Annotated in this window: 12 protein-coding genes; 2 read left to right on the top strand and 10 right to left on the bottom strand. The window is 66.2% G+C overall.

All coding sequences use genetic code 11. The annotated features are described in order from the left end of the window. Positions 1–356: 356 nt before the first annotated feature. From M1R55_RS01075 to M1R55_RS01030, 10 genes are all read right to left on the bottom strand, one after another. Positions 357–1160 carry a hypothetical protein gene (locus tag M1R55_RS01075; protein WP_249392915.1) on the bottom strand — a complete coding sequence of 268 codons (804 nt, stop codon included), beginning with the start codon at positions 1158–1160 and terminating at the stop codon, positions 357–359. Positions 1161–1781: 621 nt separating this feature from the next. Beyond that, positions 1782–2654 (bottom strand): hypothetical protein, encoded by an 873-nt coding sequence (locus M1R55_RS01070; protein WP_249392914.1) that lies wholly within the window; start codon positions 2652–2654, stop codon positions 1782–1784. Positions 2655–2748: 94 nt separating this feature from the next. Next, the gene (locus M1R55_RS01065) at positions 2749–3300 is read right to left on the bottom strand and encodes a hypothetical protein (protein WP_249392913.1); all 552 of its coding nucleotides are present in this window, start codon (positions 3298–3300) and stop codon (positions 2749–2751) included. Beyond that, positions 3297–3692: an Imm10 family immunity protein gene (locus M1R55_RS01060; RefSeq protein WP_249392912.1), complete on the bottom strand. Its 396-nt coding sequence runs from the start codon at positions 3690–3692 to the stop codon at positions 3297–3299. Before M1R55_RS01060 ends, M1R55_RS01065 begins: the two co-directional genes overlap by 4 nt. 556 nt (positions 3693–4248) lie before the next feature. After that, positions 4249–4851: a hypothetical protein gene (locus tag M1R55_RS01055; protein WP_249392911.1), complete on the bottom strand. Its 603-nt coding sequence runs from the start codon at positions 4849–4851 to the stop codon at positions 4249–4251. Between the two features lie 62 nt (positions 4852–4913). Further along, positions 4914–5432 carry a hypothetical protein gene (locus M1R55_RS01050; RefSeq protein ID WP_249392910.1) on the bottom strand — a complete coding sequence of 173 codons (519 nt, stop codon included), beginning with the start codon at positions 5430–5432 and terminating at the stop codon, positions 4914–4916. Between the two features lie 48 nt (positions 5433–5480). Next, positions 5481–5873 (bottom strand): hypothetical protein, encoded by a 393-nt coding sequence (locus M1R55_RS01045; protein ID WP_249392909.1) that lies wholly within the window; start codon positions 5871–5873, stop codon positions 5481–5483. Between the two features lie 318 nt (positions 5874–6191). Further along, positions 6192–8318 (bottom strand): hypothetical protein, encoded by a 2127-nt coding sequence (locus M1R55_RS01040; protein ID WP_249392908.1) that lies wholly within the window; start codon positions 8316–8318, stop codon positions 6192–6194. Positions 8319–8502: 184 nt separating this feature from the next. Further along, complete coding sequence (locus tag M1R55_RS01035; protein ID WP_249392907.1) at positions 8503–9729, bottom strand: hypothetical protein; 1227 nt, start codon at positions 9727–9729, stop codon at positions 8503–8505. 706 nt (positions 9730–10435) lie between these two features. After that, positions 10436–11935 (bottom strand): hypothetical protein, encoded by a 1500-nt coding sequence (locus M1R55_RS01030; protein ID WP_249392906.1) that lies wholly within the window; start codon positions 11933–11935, stop codon positions 10436–10438. Between the two features lie 159 nt (positions 11936–12094). Here M1R55_RS01030 and M1R55_RS01025 point away from each other — a divergent pair, with 159 nt between their 5' ends. Next, a complete protein-coding gene (locus tag M1R55_RS01025) occupies positions 12095–12382 on the top strand; it encodes a hypothetical protein (RefSeq protein WP_249392905.1) in 288 nt (95 codons plus the stop codon). 246 nt (positions 12383–12628) lie between these two features. After that, positions 12629–14860 carry a hypothetical protein gene (locus M1R55_RS01020; RefSeq protein WP_249392904.1) on the top strand — a complete coding sequence of 744 codons (2232 nt, stop codon included), beginning with the start codon at positions 12629–12631 and terminating at the stop codon, positions 14858–14860. The last annotated feature ends 139 nt before the right edge of the window (positions 14861–14999 follow it).

Genomic DNA, 14999 nt, shown 5'->3' with positions numbered 1-14999 from the left:
CGACAGGTGGGAGCAGGCAAGAGGCATTCCCCCTGCTCCGCCTTTTCAGGCAGGACGTGATGAACTTTGAACGCTGCCAATAAATCCAGAATGTCTGCAGGGCCTGTCAGGCTGAGCAGGTCCTCTCCTCTGGTGAGTGCTTGGATCCTCTGCCGCTCAAGTCAGCCGACCTTCTGTGGAACAGCCAGAGATCATCCGGGAATCCCCGCCTCGCTGCCCTCAGCCCCCAGTGCATGCATGCCATGGGAAGAGCAGCAGTCCGCACGACCAGCCGCTCCCTCCTGGCAGGACCCAAGGCGTCCACTCTCCCCGTCGCCCGCTCGCTCAGCGTCTGCAGCCCAGAACTGACCCGCTTATCAGCGGTAGGTAATGCGGCGCTGCTCAAGCTCGACCTGCGGCCTGGGGTCAGGTTCACACTTCAGGCCGTACCGGGCTGCTACCGGGTCAGGGGTACAGGCGAAGTGCGTCTCCGTGACTGTGCGGCGCGTGAGCCAGTTGCCGCGCGCGTCGTCTGTGTGCGTCACCGTGGTCGTCAGCTGCGTACCAGAGGCGTCAACGCCCTCTGAGCGCACAAAACGCCCCTGGGCGTCGTAGCGTTCCTCGCGGGTCCCCCGGCCGCGGCGGTCAACTGTAGTTACCTGTGCCACGCGGCCCCCCGGTGCCCAGGACAGGGTGGTGAGCACCGGATCGCGCACGCCTGTGACCCGCTGCTCGGTGCGCACTGCGCGGTGCCCGGCGTCACAGCGGGTGACCGTGGTGGTAGCCGGAAAGCCTGAGCCTTTCTGGGGCGTGACTTCGGAGCGCAGGGGGCAGCCGCCTGCCGAATAATCGGTGAAGAAGCTCAGGCGGCCGTCGCGGCTCTGCTCGGTGTAGCTCAGCCAACGTGTGCGCAGATCGTAGCGGTACTCTCCGCGCAGCGTCTTGTCTGTGGGCGAGGTGAACACGGCTGACCGGCCGTCGGGGGAGATCTGGAAGGTGGCTGTGACCTGACCCCCTTCCAGAGTGTCGATGCGGGACACCGGTCCCCGTACATCAATGTCGATGGCCAGGCCCACGGCGGGCAACAGGGTTGGACTGCGCTGAGCGGAGGGCAGGGGACCCAGCAGGCCGGCGGCGAGGGTGACGGCGAGCCAGTGGGCGAGGCGGGTGGAGCGGCGCATGGAGAAAAGTATCGCGCTTGGGCTGCTGAGGCAGCGTGAGCCGGAGGGTCTGGTCCTGGTCACGGCAGCGTTTTTCGTGCCCACTCGTCCTGGGGAGATCGAGTCTCTGCAGCGTCAGTTCTGGGCGTGTCTCAGCGGCTGTTCGTGCACTGGGCCCGGCAGGAGTACGCCGGCTTCATCGGCCAGAACCTGAAAGCAGTGTGCTTGTTCCGCGCGCTGCATGCACCCGGCAGGGTGGACTCCGGAGACCTGAACCTCTGCGGCGTGCAGGTGTGACCTGGGTGCTGGCCTCTGCCCATACACCGCGGTGCCTTTTCCCCGGATGGTGCGTCTCGTGCGGGCTCATAGGCCAGGTAGACACAGGGAAGGGTGCCCGTGAGATGGACCTGTCGACCGTCTACCTGCGGGGTGAACAGACGTCATGCCTGCGGAAGGCCGCACAGCCTTTGCAGAACGCAAAGCAGCCTGTTCTGCTGGTCACCGAACAACTTGGCCGCACGCTCCATCAGGACCACAGTTGCCTGCGCGCAGGTCCTGCGTACCCTGTCGGGCGCCCTCTGATCCCACCATCTCCCCAAGAGCTTCAACAGTTCCCGGGAACCTTGTGTTTCTGCTGGCAGGTCAACTCTGGTCGGGGACGTCGACTGGAAGGACAGGCGGGTGGGACGTCGTTGGTGGGTGCCACCTAGGCTGATCCAGATTCAGGTTCATCAGTTCCTGGGTCGTCGTGCCCCGTGTCACGTAGAGGCGCCCCTGACTGGCGAACACCAGTCGCCCCTGCTGGTCAAGATCAGCCCAGGTGGCGCTGTCCAGCAGCGGTACTGCACCGCGTCCGTGCCAGAGGTACGTCATGTACCGCCTGGAGCGGGCTGAACTGATGAACCGCAACTCCAGTGCGCCTTTTCGAAGGATGACTGGGTGTGCCTCACCCAGCCCCATCCACTGTTCAGGCTTTAGGGTGAGCTGCCAGCCTGTCCGCTGCAGCGAGGTCAACAGCGTGTCCACGCGCTCCCGACCGACTGACCCCTGAATGGTGAAGCCTGTGGGCTGAATCAATGCCTTCAGTTCCCGGGCCGCATGGTTGAGTGTCAGGCAATGATTCTGAGTGAAGATGCCGCCGCCGCTCCACCCGTCTGATGCGTTCCAGAGGCCCAGCGCCTGGACCCACGGTGGACGACACAACGCCGTCCACGTCCACAGGCGTTCCCCTTCAAAAGTCTTAGCCGCTGCCTCCACACGGTGCGGGGACTCGTTGCGTGCGACGTAGAGCAGGTGCTGGCCATCCGGCGAGAGGTCACTCATCCATTCGTACACTCGGCCGCGGAACCAGGATCCCGGGGTAATGGTGTCGGTTCGTGTGTTCCACAGATACAGGTGGGTCCAGCGGCTGGGTCCCCGCCGGAAGATGAGGGCTGTGCTAGCTTCACTCGCCAGCAGGCCCCAGATACGCGCCGGAGCCGGCGCGGTCTGTGCGGGTCCTTTGACCTGGATCATGTCGCCATCCTGCCACCTGGAGTGAAGGGCGCAACCTCCAGGTGTGGCTAGGGCAGAAGATGCGGGCCAATGGAGTAAAGCGGGAGGACAGGGCTCAGTGCTCCAGAGCGTAGGCCTGGCTCAGCGGCGTGGGCGCGCCACACTCCCCGCATTCGAGCTCACTGGTCCACTGCAGCAAAAGATTTCCCAGGGATGACTGCCCCCTGGCCACGGCCAACGTGCCGAGCAGCACGCTCAGCTCTTCCTCGCTGAGCGCTGCCGCGGCGCCCAGGCCGTCCAGTGCCAGCTCGCCCAGGCGTTGGACGGCCGCGTCAAAGCCTTCCTGCAGATCCTTCGGCACGGCCGGAGATCGCTCGGCCTGACCCAGCGCCACGATCGTTGCGGCGAGGTGCAGGTGCCCCACCCGTCCAGGCGCCGGCACCCGCACCGCATCCGCGACCAGGTGGGGCAATGAAGCGTACGACGCGGTATTCACGTCTCCCTGATGGCACAGCGCACTCCACAGCGAGAACCAAGGCTCTGACGCTCCATCCAGGGGTGCAGGCACACCGTTCAGCGCCTTCAGGAGATCTGGCACATCGGCCGCCGAACCGTAGGCGTGCTGCAGCGAAGCCCAGCGGGGGTCATCCAGGGGCAGAACCGTCATTCCAGCACCAGCGTGGCGGGCGCGAGCCGGTCACCCTGGAACAGCCGCTCGAGGCCGGCGCGCAGCGCGGTCCGCTGCTCCTCGCTCAGGTCGAGGTCGATCTCGAAGCCGTCAGTCTCCAGCGTGTCTGCCGCCTGCTCGTTCAGATGCAACACCAGGGTCTGTGCCGTCAGGTGGCAGGTCACCACACCACCAGAGTGGGTGGCGGCACCGTCCACAACCAGGCAGTACGAGTCGAAGTCATGCTCCTCGTCCTCCCCGGCATCCAGCGCCTTCTGAAGTTCCAGCGAGCGGGTGGGCCCGTCTGCATGGTCAGCCAGGGCAATCAGAAAGGTGTCCAGATCAGTGAGCTCCTCGACGGCAAGCGCACGAGCGGTGAAGCGGTTGGGCATGCAGGCAGCATGGCATGGGCGGGCACCAGACTTCCTGTCGTGTGGTGAACGTCAGCAGTCTGTGGCGTCAACTGGGGTGCCTGGTTCGATTCAGCGCCTCACAGGGCTCCACGGTAAGCCTGGACACGCTTCACCCACCCGTGCAGATCTGGCAGACCGTCGTCAAAATGTTGGATGCCGCCCCAGCCATCCGGGTCGCCTGGCTGGGGGAGAGGTGGGTTAGGGGCCGCCGTGTGGGGGGCCGGGTAGACCAGGGGCTGATACCTGCCCTCTTGCTCGGCCTCCTTCATCTCTGCCAGATCACAGGCATTGCTGCGTCTCCCGTCATCCGCCTTTGGGCCCAAGTTGAAGAAAGCGTTGTCAAGGTTGTCCCGGCTCACGGAGCAGAACTCCCAGAGGTTGCGGAAGCTGAGACGCTCCAGCCAGCCTCAGCTCCGCTGCACACAGGTGACGCATTATCCCAGGTCAAGATCCTCAACTCGGCTCTGGAGCAGAAGAAGGCCTGTCTGGAAGCAGGCCTGGAGAAGTTCGTCTAGTGATGACAGTCAGTCCTGCTCTACTTGGAGGGGTTGACCTGGCTCATACAGGCATATCCGGAACCGCCTGGCTGACAGTTGGTAAAAGAGATGGTGAAGGCTTTGCCGCCGATGAATGCTTGAGTCGGGGGGAGATTGATCCCTGGGGTCGGTGACGCCGATGAGGGTGTTCCGCCCACCCGCACGTTGCTGAGAATGTAGCCGTTGAAGACCAGGCGCGGAATGGAGTCGCTGCTGTAAGGGAGAGCCATGTTGACCTTGACGGGGAGGTCCTTGTAAGCATTGAATCCCATGCCCCACCCACGGTTCTCCACCCGACTTCCGTTGGCGATGGTTCCCCAGCTGGCAGCCACCTCTTTTCCATTGGCATCAATGGTTCTGAAATTAGCGTGATAGATGTCTGATGCCCTGGAGTCCGCCGTTCCAATGTAGGTCACTGAACCAGAACAGGAGACTGTCTTTGCGTCCAGACGACTGCATCCCGAGAAGGTCGTCTTGTAGCGCTGGTCCTGGCTGGTCCAGCTTTGTGCCGTGGCAGTTGCGGAAAAGATGATGGCTACTGCGGACAGAAGAGCAGCGGGCCTGGCATAGGCCAGATAGGGTGTATATCTGAATGGGAACATGTTCTCTCCTTAATGACGTCTAGATTGGGCGATAACGGATGCTTGTGCTTGCGGGAGGTCAGTTATTCACCGTCAGGATGCACGCTGACACTGAACGCTGCGCCCTTCCCTGTTCCCAGCGGCCGCGCTTCACACTCCACCGAAATGTTCTGGACCACCTGGACGCCCCACCGGCCGTAGCCCTGCTTGCCCGGGTCGCGCTGCTGTGCGGTGAGGGCCTTCATGCAGGTCTGGAATTTGCTGACCGGCACTGTTGTCCCGGTGGCGTCCTGCACGAAGCGCTGCATCGCCGTCCACTCGGTAGACTGGAAGTTGCCGTGCTTGAATTCGAGTCGGCTTTCGATGATCTGGCCGTCCCGGTAGCGGCCCACCCAGAGGATGCCTGGACGGCGGGTGGTGTAGACCTGGAAGAGGAGGACGTTGCCGAACATGGCGCGCGTCTCGTGTCCTGCCAGACGGCACTGTTCTCTGAGGCAGTAGGTCGACAGGTCCGAGGTGGTCAGCAGGAAGCCGCCTGCTCCGGCCCAGCCAGCCGCCGCGAGGGTAAGGGCCACGCTTCCGGCGAGGACGCGGCGCCTCATGCGTGACCGCTGGACGAAGGCCGTGGGGCGCCGTGGTGCTGGGTTGCGTCAGTTCTTCGCATCGAGAATCGCCTGGGGATCCTGGCCCTGCAGAACACCCTGGGTGATGGCGCGGTAGAGGGTGTTGATCTCTCCCTCCGACAGTGAGCGGTCCGTGGCCAGCAGTTCTGCCATCCCCAGAAAGCCGGGCACATAGGTCAGCCGAACGCCGTGGTGATCCGCCTGGAAATTTCCATCAAATGCCTTCCACTCGAGCCCCATTTTCTCCGCAAGGGCGTCCTTTCCTCCCGGTGTGTCCGTGACGCAAAGCTCCTTACCCTGAGTGTTGTGCACGCAGAGGGCTTCAAATTCCTTCATGACCTCGCTGGGCTTTTGCCCGGTCAGGCCACATGCCGACAGACCCAACAGGGCACCCAGCGCGAGGCGCCGTAACCTTTTCATATCTCCCACACCTCAAGCTAAGAATGGGTGGGGGAAGAAAGGGGGAAAGGCTGGATCTCTGCCCCTGCTGTCTCCCCACCGTGCCAGCTGTAGAGGCACGTGGAGGTCGCCCTGGTCAATGTCGCCCCCTTGCCTGCTGGCGGTCACCTCCGGGCTTGCGGGCTTGATCCTCAGCGGCCCTGTGGCAGATGGATGACTTCGGGCCAGAGGGATGAACCCACGTCAGACCGCCGGCCCGCCGTGAATTCACCGGATGCCCTGAGCGGGGAGGTGGGCAGGGGCAGAGGAGCTTCAAGCCAGAGGGCTGACCCTCTGAGGTCAGAGTGCCTGCGCCCGGACCAACAGCGCCGCCGCGTCCGGCTGCCCGGCACGCTGGCGTTCCTTCAGTTCACGGACCAGCTCCTCGTGGGCGTCCTCCAGCAGGCTGTCAACCCACGGGCCACGGACGCCGTCCAGGAACAGGCCGGTCACGGTCATGGCACCACTGGTGCGCAGGACGGCGAGGGGAAAGAGAGCCTGTGGGTACCAGGCGCAGGTGACCGCAATCAATGGGTTGAGCCGATACCGGCGCTGCTCGTTCAGCACCGCGTCTGTCCCTGGAGGCAGTAGGGGAATCAGCGCGCTGCGCAGGCCGCGCAGCACCTTCTTGAAATGGTCCGTCGACGCCGTGTCGGTGTGGCCGAACAGGGCCGTCAGTAGGTTCTGCCGGGTAGAGGGGCCGTGTAAGGCCAAGTACGCCAGCAGTTCCGCTGATCGCTGCAGGGGAAAGGGCAGTGCCCCTCCAGCGTGCTGGAAGACCAGCGGGCCATACAGTTCAAAGCGGAGCACAATGGTCTCACCCATTGGCGCTGCCTCCAGGGCACAGGCCAGGCGTTCTTTCCAGCCTGGCTCACGCGCCAGCCAGTCCAGCACGCGGCTCAGTCGGGGCGCATCCGTGCGCAGGGGAGCGTCGGTCCCCGCGCGCGACAGGGCCCGCGTGACCGCCTCCAGATCTGGGCGGCTGTTCAGGTGCAGCGCGCCGTCGGCGAGATACAGCTGCAGGCGCGCCTGATCCCAGGCGGAAAGGTGTTCATCCTGACTCAGCCCGGCGAACGCCTCCACGGCACCTTCGACCTGACCCAGCAAGTACTGCTGCATCGCAGCGGTCAAGCGGCTCGCGGTGGCGTCGTGCGAGTCGCCGGCCGGCAGCAGCGCCCGCGCCTCCCGGAAGCGGGAGGTGGCCGCGTCGGTCTGACCGTCCAGGGCCAGCCGCTGCGTTTCCAGCAGCAGGGCGCTCAGCTGGTAGCCGTCCAGACTGGCCGCCGCAGCGGCCTGAACAGCGGCCCGCGTGGAGATCAGGGCCTCGGCGTGTGCCCCGTACTGATGGTCGATGATGGCGCGGGTCAGCGCCAGCCAGGCGTCCTGGGCCGCGTGTCCGGACAGGTACGGGCGGGCCGCCTCCAGCTTGAGCCGGGCTTCCGCGGGCCGCCCGGCCTGGGCGAGCATCTGCGCGAAGTTGTTGAGCACCACCACCAGTTGACGGTGGTGCCCGATGCGTTCACTGGTGGCGGTGGCCCGCTCGTAATGCCAGGTCGCGTCGTCCCAGTGCCGGCCTTCCTCCAGCGCGTACGCCAGGGCCGCGTGGCCGGAAGCGATGAAGTCCAGGCGGCCCTGGCGGCCCGCCTCTTCTATCAGGGCTTCCGCGGCCGCGCGGTGCTCGGTCAGGCGGCCCAGGTCCAGCAGGGCCACGGCGCGCTGATGCAGCGTGCGCAGGCGCAGGAGACCCCCGGCGCCCCCGGCGAGCAGTTCGTCCGCCAGTGCCAGCGCCAGCACGTGCTGGCTGTCGAAGTTGTGCCCCAGCAGCAGGGCATGAACGACCTCCGGCTCGCGTTCCCCGGCGTCATACGCCGCCTGGGCCTCCCGCCGTGCCTGCGCGCCGGCCTCGCCCCCTTGACGGATTTGCGCGTGCCACCATGCCCCCCGAACCCGGGCCGTCAGGCACGCTCCCGGCAGGGCCTGCAGGTGCTGGTTCACCGTTCCGAATCCGTTCGCCAGGTCCCAGCGGGAAATCCAGGCGACCAGGCCGGCTTCCGCCTGCCGGAGCAGCCCGCCGGCGTGCAGGAGCGTCATGGCCAGCTGGACGTCATCGGCCGCGAAGGCGCGGTCAGCGGCGGCGCCGGCGAGCTCCCGGTACAGGCGTGGCCGCTCGTGGCTGAGGCGCCGGCGCAGCACCTGCTGAACGGCCTCCGGTACCGGCGCCCGGTTACCCTCGACCGGAAGGTTCAGCGTGCGGGTGACGGTCCTGAACCAGTCCTCCGGCAGGTCAGGGGCGAGTTCCAGAGCCTCCACAGGATGCCAGAGGGCCTCGAAGGCCAGCGGCAGCAGGGCGGCCTGCAGGGCATGATCCAGAGGGGCCAACAGGGCGTCTCCTGGCGATGAGTCGGAGTTGTCCTGCACGGAAAGCATGGACCGATACTAATGGGTCTTCCCCGGTTCTTTTCCTGCACATGCGCAACGTGAAGAGGGCTGAGATCTCTCTGTTGGCCCTCACCGTCGCCCAGGCCTCCTGTAGATCAGGGGAGCCTCACTGGTCCTACTGTCCTCCAGATCGGTCAGAGTGCCGCGGCGCAGCTGTAGCGTGGGTCATTCACTATGGTCGGGGGCTTTTGATGCCCCTCACGTCAGCCGCCTGCGGACGTGCGTCTGATGCCCAACCTGAGAAATGTCCTGTCTGATGGTCAGAAGAACTCGTCGGCGCCGCCCCCTCCGAGGCATCTCGCCTCCGACGTTCTGCTCCCTTGTTGAGGCATTCAGTATCTTTGGCGGCCAGCCAGCGTTGCTCCGCCCGGTCATCCTTGTCCACACCGTCATCTTGCGGAGAGGGAAGCGGTTCAGCGGGAGGAACAGGCGAACCGACCCGGGGTAGCGACGTGGTTACCGCTGGAGGAGTGGCGTCCGGCACGGTGGCTGGAAGAGGCCCGTGCCCCTTCTCCTGGCCTGGTTCCCCAGGGGTTGCAGGCGCAGAGGCCATGTCCTGCAGGGGAGAGGTCGTCAGACGGGACAACTCGCCTTTGACGAAGGCGAAGAAGGCTGAGGGGCACAGGGAGAACAGCACGCGGCAGAGGGTACCCACAGCGCACCAGGCGGGGCTGCCTTTGGCGAACCCGAGCGGAACGCTGAGGCATTCGAGCAGGTTCAGCAAAGCAGTTCCCGCAGAGGCGCGCTCATCAATGTCCCGCCCAAAATGCGGCCTCCAGGCACGCCAGCGCGCCTCGAGATCCGCAGAATGCAGGTTCTCAAGGTGGGCACCGGGAGAGGTGGGCCGCAGGTCGGTGGTGCAGCCATCGTACGCGGCCTGGCCGCGCATCCTTCCGGAACTCACCTTCTGCGCGTGCGCGCGGGAGAGGGCGCGCCGGAGAGGAACGCTAATTTTTTTCAGGCCATTGAGCGCCCGGCAAAGGGTGCGGCGCAGGATGCCGAGCGAAGCGGCTATCAAGCCCTGGGTGCTGAACGTGGCACCGCGGGCCTCGCCGACCGAGCGACCCGTGACCAGCGCGAGATCGAGCTCCATGGCGGCCTGGATGTCAATGACATTCTTTGGAATGCGCTGACCAGCGTTGGCAGTTCGCCTCAGGTCGGCTTCTGCTCGACTCCAGGCCTGCTGGTACAACGCGTCCAGAGTACTCACCGCTGTAGGAACCGGCGGCAGCGCGGGTGGGGGAAGAGCGACCACTTCTCCAGAGAGGTCGTCGTACATCAGGTCAGGCGCCTCCTGTTCATACGCCACGTTGCGTTGACGGTCGATGGCGCACCCTGCGCGCGCCAGGAGGGCGTCCAGATCCGAGGGCAGGCGAGATTGGGCGGAGGGAGGGAGCACGACGACACCGTACTGAATCTGGAAAAATCGCATCGTGGGTGGGAACGCGTGGCCCTCATCTTTCACTCAGAGAAGCAGCTGCCTGGGCGCTGAACTCAGAACGTGACTGCTGGGTACGGGTCGGTTGGATGGTGAACCACCCAGATTTCCGTCCCTCAGTGGTGGCTCTCATACCTCACTTTGCCTGCAGCGCGGGGAGCCCACCGTGAACTAGAGGCAGAAGGGAAAGCCCTCTGACCGGGGCGCTTTCCCAGGGGCCTGCAGGCGTGTCTCAACTCTCTGGAGGGCGCGCCCCCCCCGGCCCCCCGACACCTCCGGTGCTCCCTTCTGAAGAACGCCTCACTCAGGGCCGGGGGAGAAGAGTGCGCATCCTCCTGACCGGCGAATTGATGTCCCCCATGGCGGCTTTTTCAACAGAAGGGACGAAGGAGCGGCGAGATACGGGGCCATGGATCAAGTCAGGACCAGCGTGATGCGCGTTCATACGCCGGGCCCCTCGTGCGCACGGTCAGGGAAAGCTTCAGCATTGGTTAGAGTTGAGACAGGTCTGTGGGCGGCACAGACAGGTCAAGTGAGCGGACTGGTGTAGGCGGACGAACTCCCGGACGGTGCTGACTGATAGCGGAGCGTCCGGGTCCCCGCCAGGCTCGCGCAGCGCAGGTGTGAGATGCGGATAATTCTGGTTCACGTGACCGGGCCGAGCACATCATGGCAGCAGGGCCTCCACTGCGGACCGGAGCTGCCCGTTCAGCGTGCCCGTCTGCACCGCCCGCCCGAGGGCCGCTTGCTGAATCAGGCTGGGCCGGGTGTAATACCGCGTGCCGAATCCGGTCAGCAGATGATGCAGCGTGTCGTCCAGCTCCTCTGACAGAGCTGATCTGGTCTCGGCACGCCAGGTGAGCAGCACCGCGGCCGCGTCGAAGCGGGGCAGGCCCGCGGCCAGTCGAAGGAGACGGCGGCGCTGCCGGTCTGTCGTCGTCCGGTGCCACAGTGCCTCCAGGCGCTCCTGGGTCAGCAGGTGTGCGGCGCGCAGGGTCAATTCTCCCACCCGTGCCTGGGCCGCCGATCCCAGCAGGGCGTCCTCCAGCCGGTCGACGTGGTGGGTCGGGGCCAGTGTGCCCAGCGCCAGCAGCGCCTCCAGCCGCACCCGGGCGTTGGCATGGCCCAGCAGCGCTTCCAGGTGCGAACTGGTCTCTATCAGGCGCTGCTCCCGTACGCCGGCGGCCCAGCCCCGCAGCGCCGCGGCAGAGAGGAAGGGCACTTCCACCTTCAGGTACGCAGCCCTTAGGTGCACACCTCGGCGGCGGGCCTCAAATTGTGCGAGGGCCCGCACGCTGCTGCGCGGATCGAGCAAGGCGGTCAGCAGGAACGCGGGCACCTCGTGCAGTGGGGTGAGCCCCAGGAGCCGGGACAGCACCCGTTCGCGGACGCCCGCGTTGGGATCCGCCAGCCGGGCGTGCAGCCCCTCCGCGGGCAGCAGTTCAACCACCCGCCGGCGCACCTGCACGTGGGGGTCCTCCGTCAGGGTGCCGAGCCACAGGAGTCGCGGCGGGCCGGACAGCTGCTCCAGTACCCGCAGCAGGGTCAAGCGGGTGTCCCGGTCGGCGCCGGGCCAATTCCTCCGGATCGCCTGAAGTCCTGCTGGCGTGCGCAGCAGGGCCCACGCCAACTCTGCCAGCACCGCGTCACCGCGCTCCAACCGTTCCAGCCGGTCGACCAGCGCGGCGTAGCGGGCCCAGTGGTCGGCGTAGGCGTCACTCAGCCGGGCGTGCAGGGCCTCCAGTGCCGCGGCGCGCACCGGCGGCGCCCAGTCGCCCGCGCGAACCAGCAGAATGCCGGTGGTCAGCGGAGCGTCCAGGCGCGCCAGGAGACGCACCGCGGATTCACGGGCATACCCGTCAGGACTGCCGGCCAGGGCAGCCACCACGCCGGGCGCCGTGAGCAGCTCGTCGGGGTGATGTGTCAACCAGCTGGGGAAGGTGGAGTGCCAGCGCCAGTCCTGGACGGCCCGGAACCAGCCGGCCGGGCCCGGGGTGTTCCCCCGGAAGGGCACGCGCCACTGCTCGTCGATGCGTGGCAGCAGCAGAGGAGGCAGGGCGTCCAGAAAGGCCAGCAGCCGCGTGGCCCCCGCTGGATTCAGCTGACCCTCAGGCAGCGCATCGTCCAGCAGTGCCTGCAGCTGCTCCGCGGAGGGCGCCTGCGTCATCGCCTTCCCCCACGGGTCCACTGTCCGGAGCAAATGTCATGACACACGAGCGAACTGTACAGGGTTCGGCGGGCCTGGTCCCCGTCCATCGGGCAGCCGTCCGATGCCAGGCTCGGGACTTCGATCAGGTTCAGTGAGGCGGCAGCAGATCTTCTGGGAATGAGTTCTATCGAACAGGCCCAATCCCAGCTGGACGCGTTGATTCTCGCCGGTGCCGGTGCCTGCCTCACCGGGGAGGTGCTGCACCTGTGGAATCAGGTTCGCGAGCAGCAGCCTGAAGCGTGGCGCGAGATGTGCCAGTGGGTGCTGGAGGATCGTGCCCACGACTTCCTGAGTGCCCTGTGCCGGCAGTGTGACCCGGACTGGGGCTGCGCTGTGCCGCTGCACCCGGAATTGAAGGCGCAGGTCCAGCAACTCGTGGACGCGCTGATGGAACGTTGGCGCTAGGCGGCGTGGGGATGTCCGTCTGGGCAGCAGCGCCAGATGGGCGCGCAGGCCGGGATTCACCAGACCAGTGCGTTCGCCGCCCTCCGGCGTTCTCAGCGAGGGGTCAAGTTCGCCTGAAGGGTGAAGTGAGAACGAACGCAGGTTCCAGGGGAGCTGGGGTTGCAGAGCATGGAGAGCAAACTCAGGTTTTCACGCTTTGGCGGGGGATAGACGCTCAACCCCGTGCCCAACTACAGTGCAGGGTCGATGAAAAAGATTCCCCTCTTGCTCGTGCTCAGCCTTGCTCTGGCGGCCTGTGGCCAGGACCCCGTCACGCCTCCGCAGCCGCCCCTCCCGCCCCTTCCGCCGATTTCGACCGTTCCTGGCAACACGGTTCAGGGAAGCCTGGCAGGCTGGCCCTATGCGGCGGCTCAGCTGCGCGTTGACCTGCTGGCCGGTGAGCGCGAGGCGCCCACCATTCCCGCCGCCATTGCCGCGAGTGGTGCCGTGAATGCCGTTCTCCCGAACCCCACGCTGCAGAACAGTCTTTTTGACGGCTGCACCTTTGGGGGCGGGCTCAATCCAGACGGCGTACGGGTGGATATCGGCGCCCTGAAGGTCTTCTCAGCTCAGAATGACCTGCTGGGCGCGGTCTTTGAGCGCACGCCGGAAGACCAGCTGCTGATGCGGCTGTACGCCTCGTCGGCGGTCACGCTGAAAGGCTCGGCCCTGTGTGACGGTGACCGCCTGAACTTCGACCTGGTCGCCGCCGCCGGCTGGAACCTGATTCGGGTCGACCTGACTGCGGACGGCGCTCTGTCGTTCAGCACGGCCCCTGCGGGCGTGCAGTCCAGGCTCTTTTTTGGACGTGCCGATGAGGCTGTGGTGGTCGTGCCGGACAGCAGGGTGCCCCTGACCATCCGCCGTGGACAGAGCGTGGACGTGCCTGTGAAGCTGTACCAGGTGGGCGGCGCCAGTGGCACCGTCGACCTGGTCTCGGGTCGCCCCGGCCTCGAGATCACGCCTGCCCAGGTCACGCTGCCTGCTGGTGCCGGCATGCAGGCCCAGGCGCTCAGCCGTCCGGCCCGCTACACCCTGCGCAGCGCCCTGCCGGCCAGCTGGTGGGTGGGCATGCCCCAGCGCGGTCCTCTGGCCCAGAATCTGCGCGCTCAGGCGCTGTCCACCACCCTGAAGGTGGCGGCGCAGCCCTGGGGGCCCACCGATACCGGCCCGCTGCCGATCCTGGTGCGCCGCGGCGGGCAGCCCTTGGGCGGCGGCAGTCTGCCCAGCGTCAGCGTCGTGGCGCCCACAGTGATTGCCTACGGGCGCTTCAGTGAGGTGACGCAGGGCGAGGGCGGCACACTCGAACTGAACATCTACCCGCAGGGCTACCGCGGCGCCGTGACCGTGACGGCCCAGGGCCTGCCGGCAGGCGTGACCGCTGCGGCCCAGACGGTGACCATTACGGGCAGTGAGCCGGTGACGGTCCTGCTGGCGGTGACGGTTCCCGCCGGTCAGGCCGTGGGGCACTTTCCGGTCACCCTGGTGACCACCGAGCAGCCCAGTGGCCTCGACGTCTCCAGCCGGACGTTGCTGACTGTAGCGTCACCTCGTGTCCGGCTGGCCCAGGGCGGCTCCAACAGAGCACTGGACGGGGCCGGCAACCTGTGGACCTCCGGCATGCTGGGTCTGGTCCGCCACCGCGCTGACGGCACCCACACCGCGTTTGCCCCCACAGGGTACAACTGCGGGGCCATGACGCTCGGCGACGACGGCGGCATCTGGCAGATGAGCGCGCCGCAGGTCCGCTATGACGCGGTCACCGGTGAGGGCCGGGTCATGAACGACCCGCGCGGCTTTTCTGGATGCGCCGGTTGGGGCATGCGCTTTGACGCCCAGGGCCGGGGCTGGGACACCTACGACGGCATCCAGCGGCTGGACTATGCCCAGAACCGGGCCGAGAAGGTGCCCGGCAGTTCCTATGACCATCATCTGTTGGATGTCGAAGGCAGCAGCGTCTGGGCCTCGAGCTTTATGGATGGGGGCGCGCAGCTGGTCCACATCGACAGCAACACCCTGGCCCGGCAGACCTTTGCGTTGCCCGGTGCGACGATCGTGAACAAGGGCTACGCGGCGGGCGGGAAGGTCTGGCTCCCCAACAACCTCCCGGGCCGCCTGGTGTCCTTTGATCCGGCCACCGGCAGCGTGGCTTCCACTGAGGTCCGGGTGAATGGCCAGTTGGAGACCGAATTCAACGTGCTGGGCGTGGACGCGCAGGGCCGCCACTGGCTGGAGTTCGTGCGGGTCTCGGGAGAAATCAATTACCGTGACTGGGTGCTTTACGACCCGGCCACCGCCTCGGTGGTCCGGCAGGTGCCGGGGTTCTACCCTGTCGGGAGCGGAGAGCCGGCGCTGGTCGCGCCGGACGGTACCCTCTGGGCACTGAACAGCAGCCAGGGCGCGCAATCGTACGATTACGCCCATATCTATCGGCCTTAAGAACACATAAGCCTGCCCCAGGAGAACACGGAGCAGCACCAGGACAGCGCCTCTCTTCGGGGCGCTGTTCTCTATTGACCTGCAGGTGAGTGGAGAGGCTATTGTTCAGCTGAATTTCGCGCGCTCTACTCGGCAGCTC

The organism is Deinococcus sp. QL22, assembly GCF_023370075.1.
GTDB lineage: Bacteria > Deinococcota > Deinococci > Deinococcales > Deinococcaceae > Deinococcus.
Note: the sequence above shows the minus strand (reverse complement) of the source record. Positions and strands in the feature narration are given on the sequence as shown.

Coding starts and splice junctions, on each gene's coding strand:
- M1R55_RS01045 (WP_249392909.1), bottom strand. CDS start 5,873: ATGAAAAGGTTACGGCGCCTCGCGCTGGGTGCCCTGTTGGGTCTGTCG.
- M1R55_RS01020 (WP_249392904.1), top strand. CDS start 12,629: ATGAAAAAGATTCCCCTCTTGCTCGTGCTCAGCCTTGCTCTGGCGGCC.
- M1R55_RS01060 (WP_249392912.1), bottom strand. CDS start 3,692: ATGCCCAACCGCTTCACCGCTCGTGCGCTTGCCGTCGAGGAGCTCACT.
- M1R55_RS01070 (WP_249392914.1), bottom strand. CDS start 2,654: ATGATCCAGGTCAAAGGACCCGCACAGACCGCGCCGGCTCCGGCGCGT.
- M1R55_RS01040 (WP_249392908.1), bottom strand. CDS start 8,318: ATGCTTTCCGTGCAGGACAACTCCGACTCATCGCCAGGAGACGCCCTG.
- M1R55_RS01050 (WP_249392910.1), bottom strand. CDS start 5,432: ATGAGGCGCCGCGTCCTCGCCGGAAGCGTGGCCCTTACCCTCGCGGCG.
- M1R55_RS01025 (WP_249392905.1), top strand. CDS start 12,095: ATGAGTTCTATCGAACAGGCCCAATCCCAGCTGGACGCGTTGATTCTC.
- M1R55_RS01055 (WP_249392911.1), bottom strand. CDS start 4,851: ATGTTCCCATTCAGATATACACCCTATCTGGCCTATGCCAGGCCCGCT.
- M1R55_RS01075 (WP_249392915.1), bottom strand. CDS start 1,160: ATGCGCCGCTCCACCCGCCTCGCCCACTGGCTCGCCGTCACCCTCGCC.
- M1R55_RS01030 (WP_249392906.1), bottom strand. CDS start 11,935: ATGACGCAGGCGCCCTCCGCGGAGCAGCTGCAGGCACTGCTGGACGAT.
- M1R55_RS01065 (WP_249392913.1), bottom strand. CDS start 3,300: ATGACGGTTCTGCCCCTGGATGACCCCCGCTGGGCTTCGCTGCAGCAC.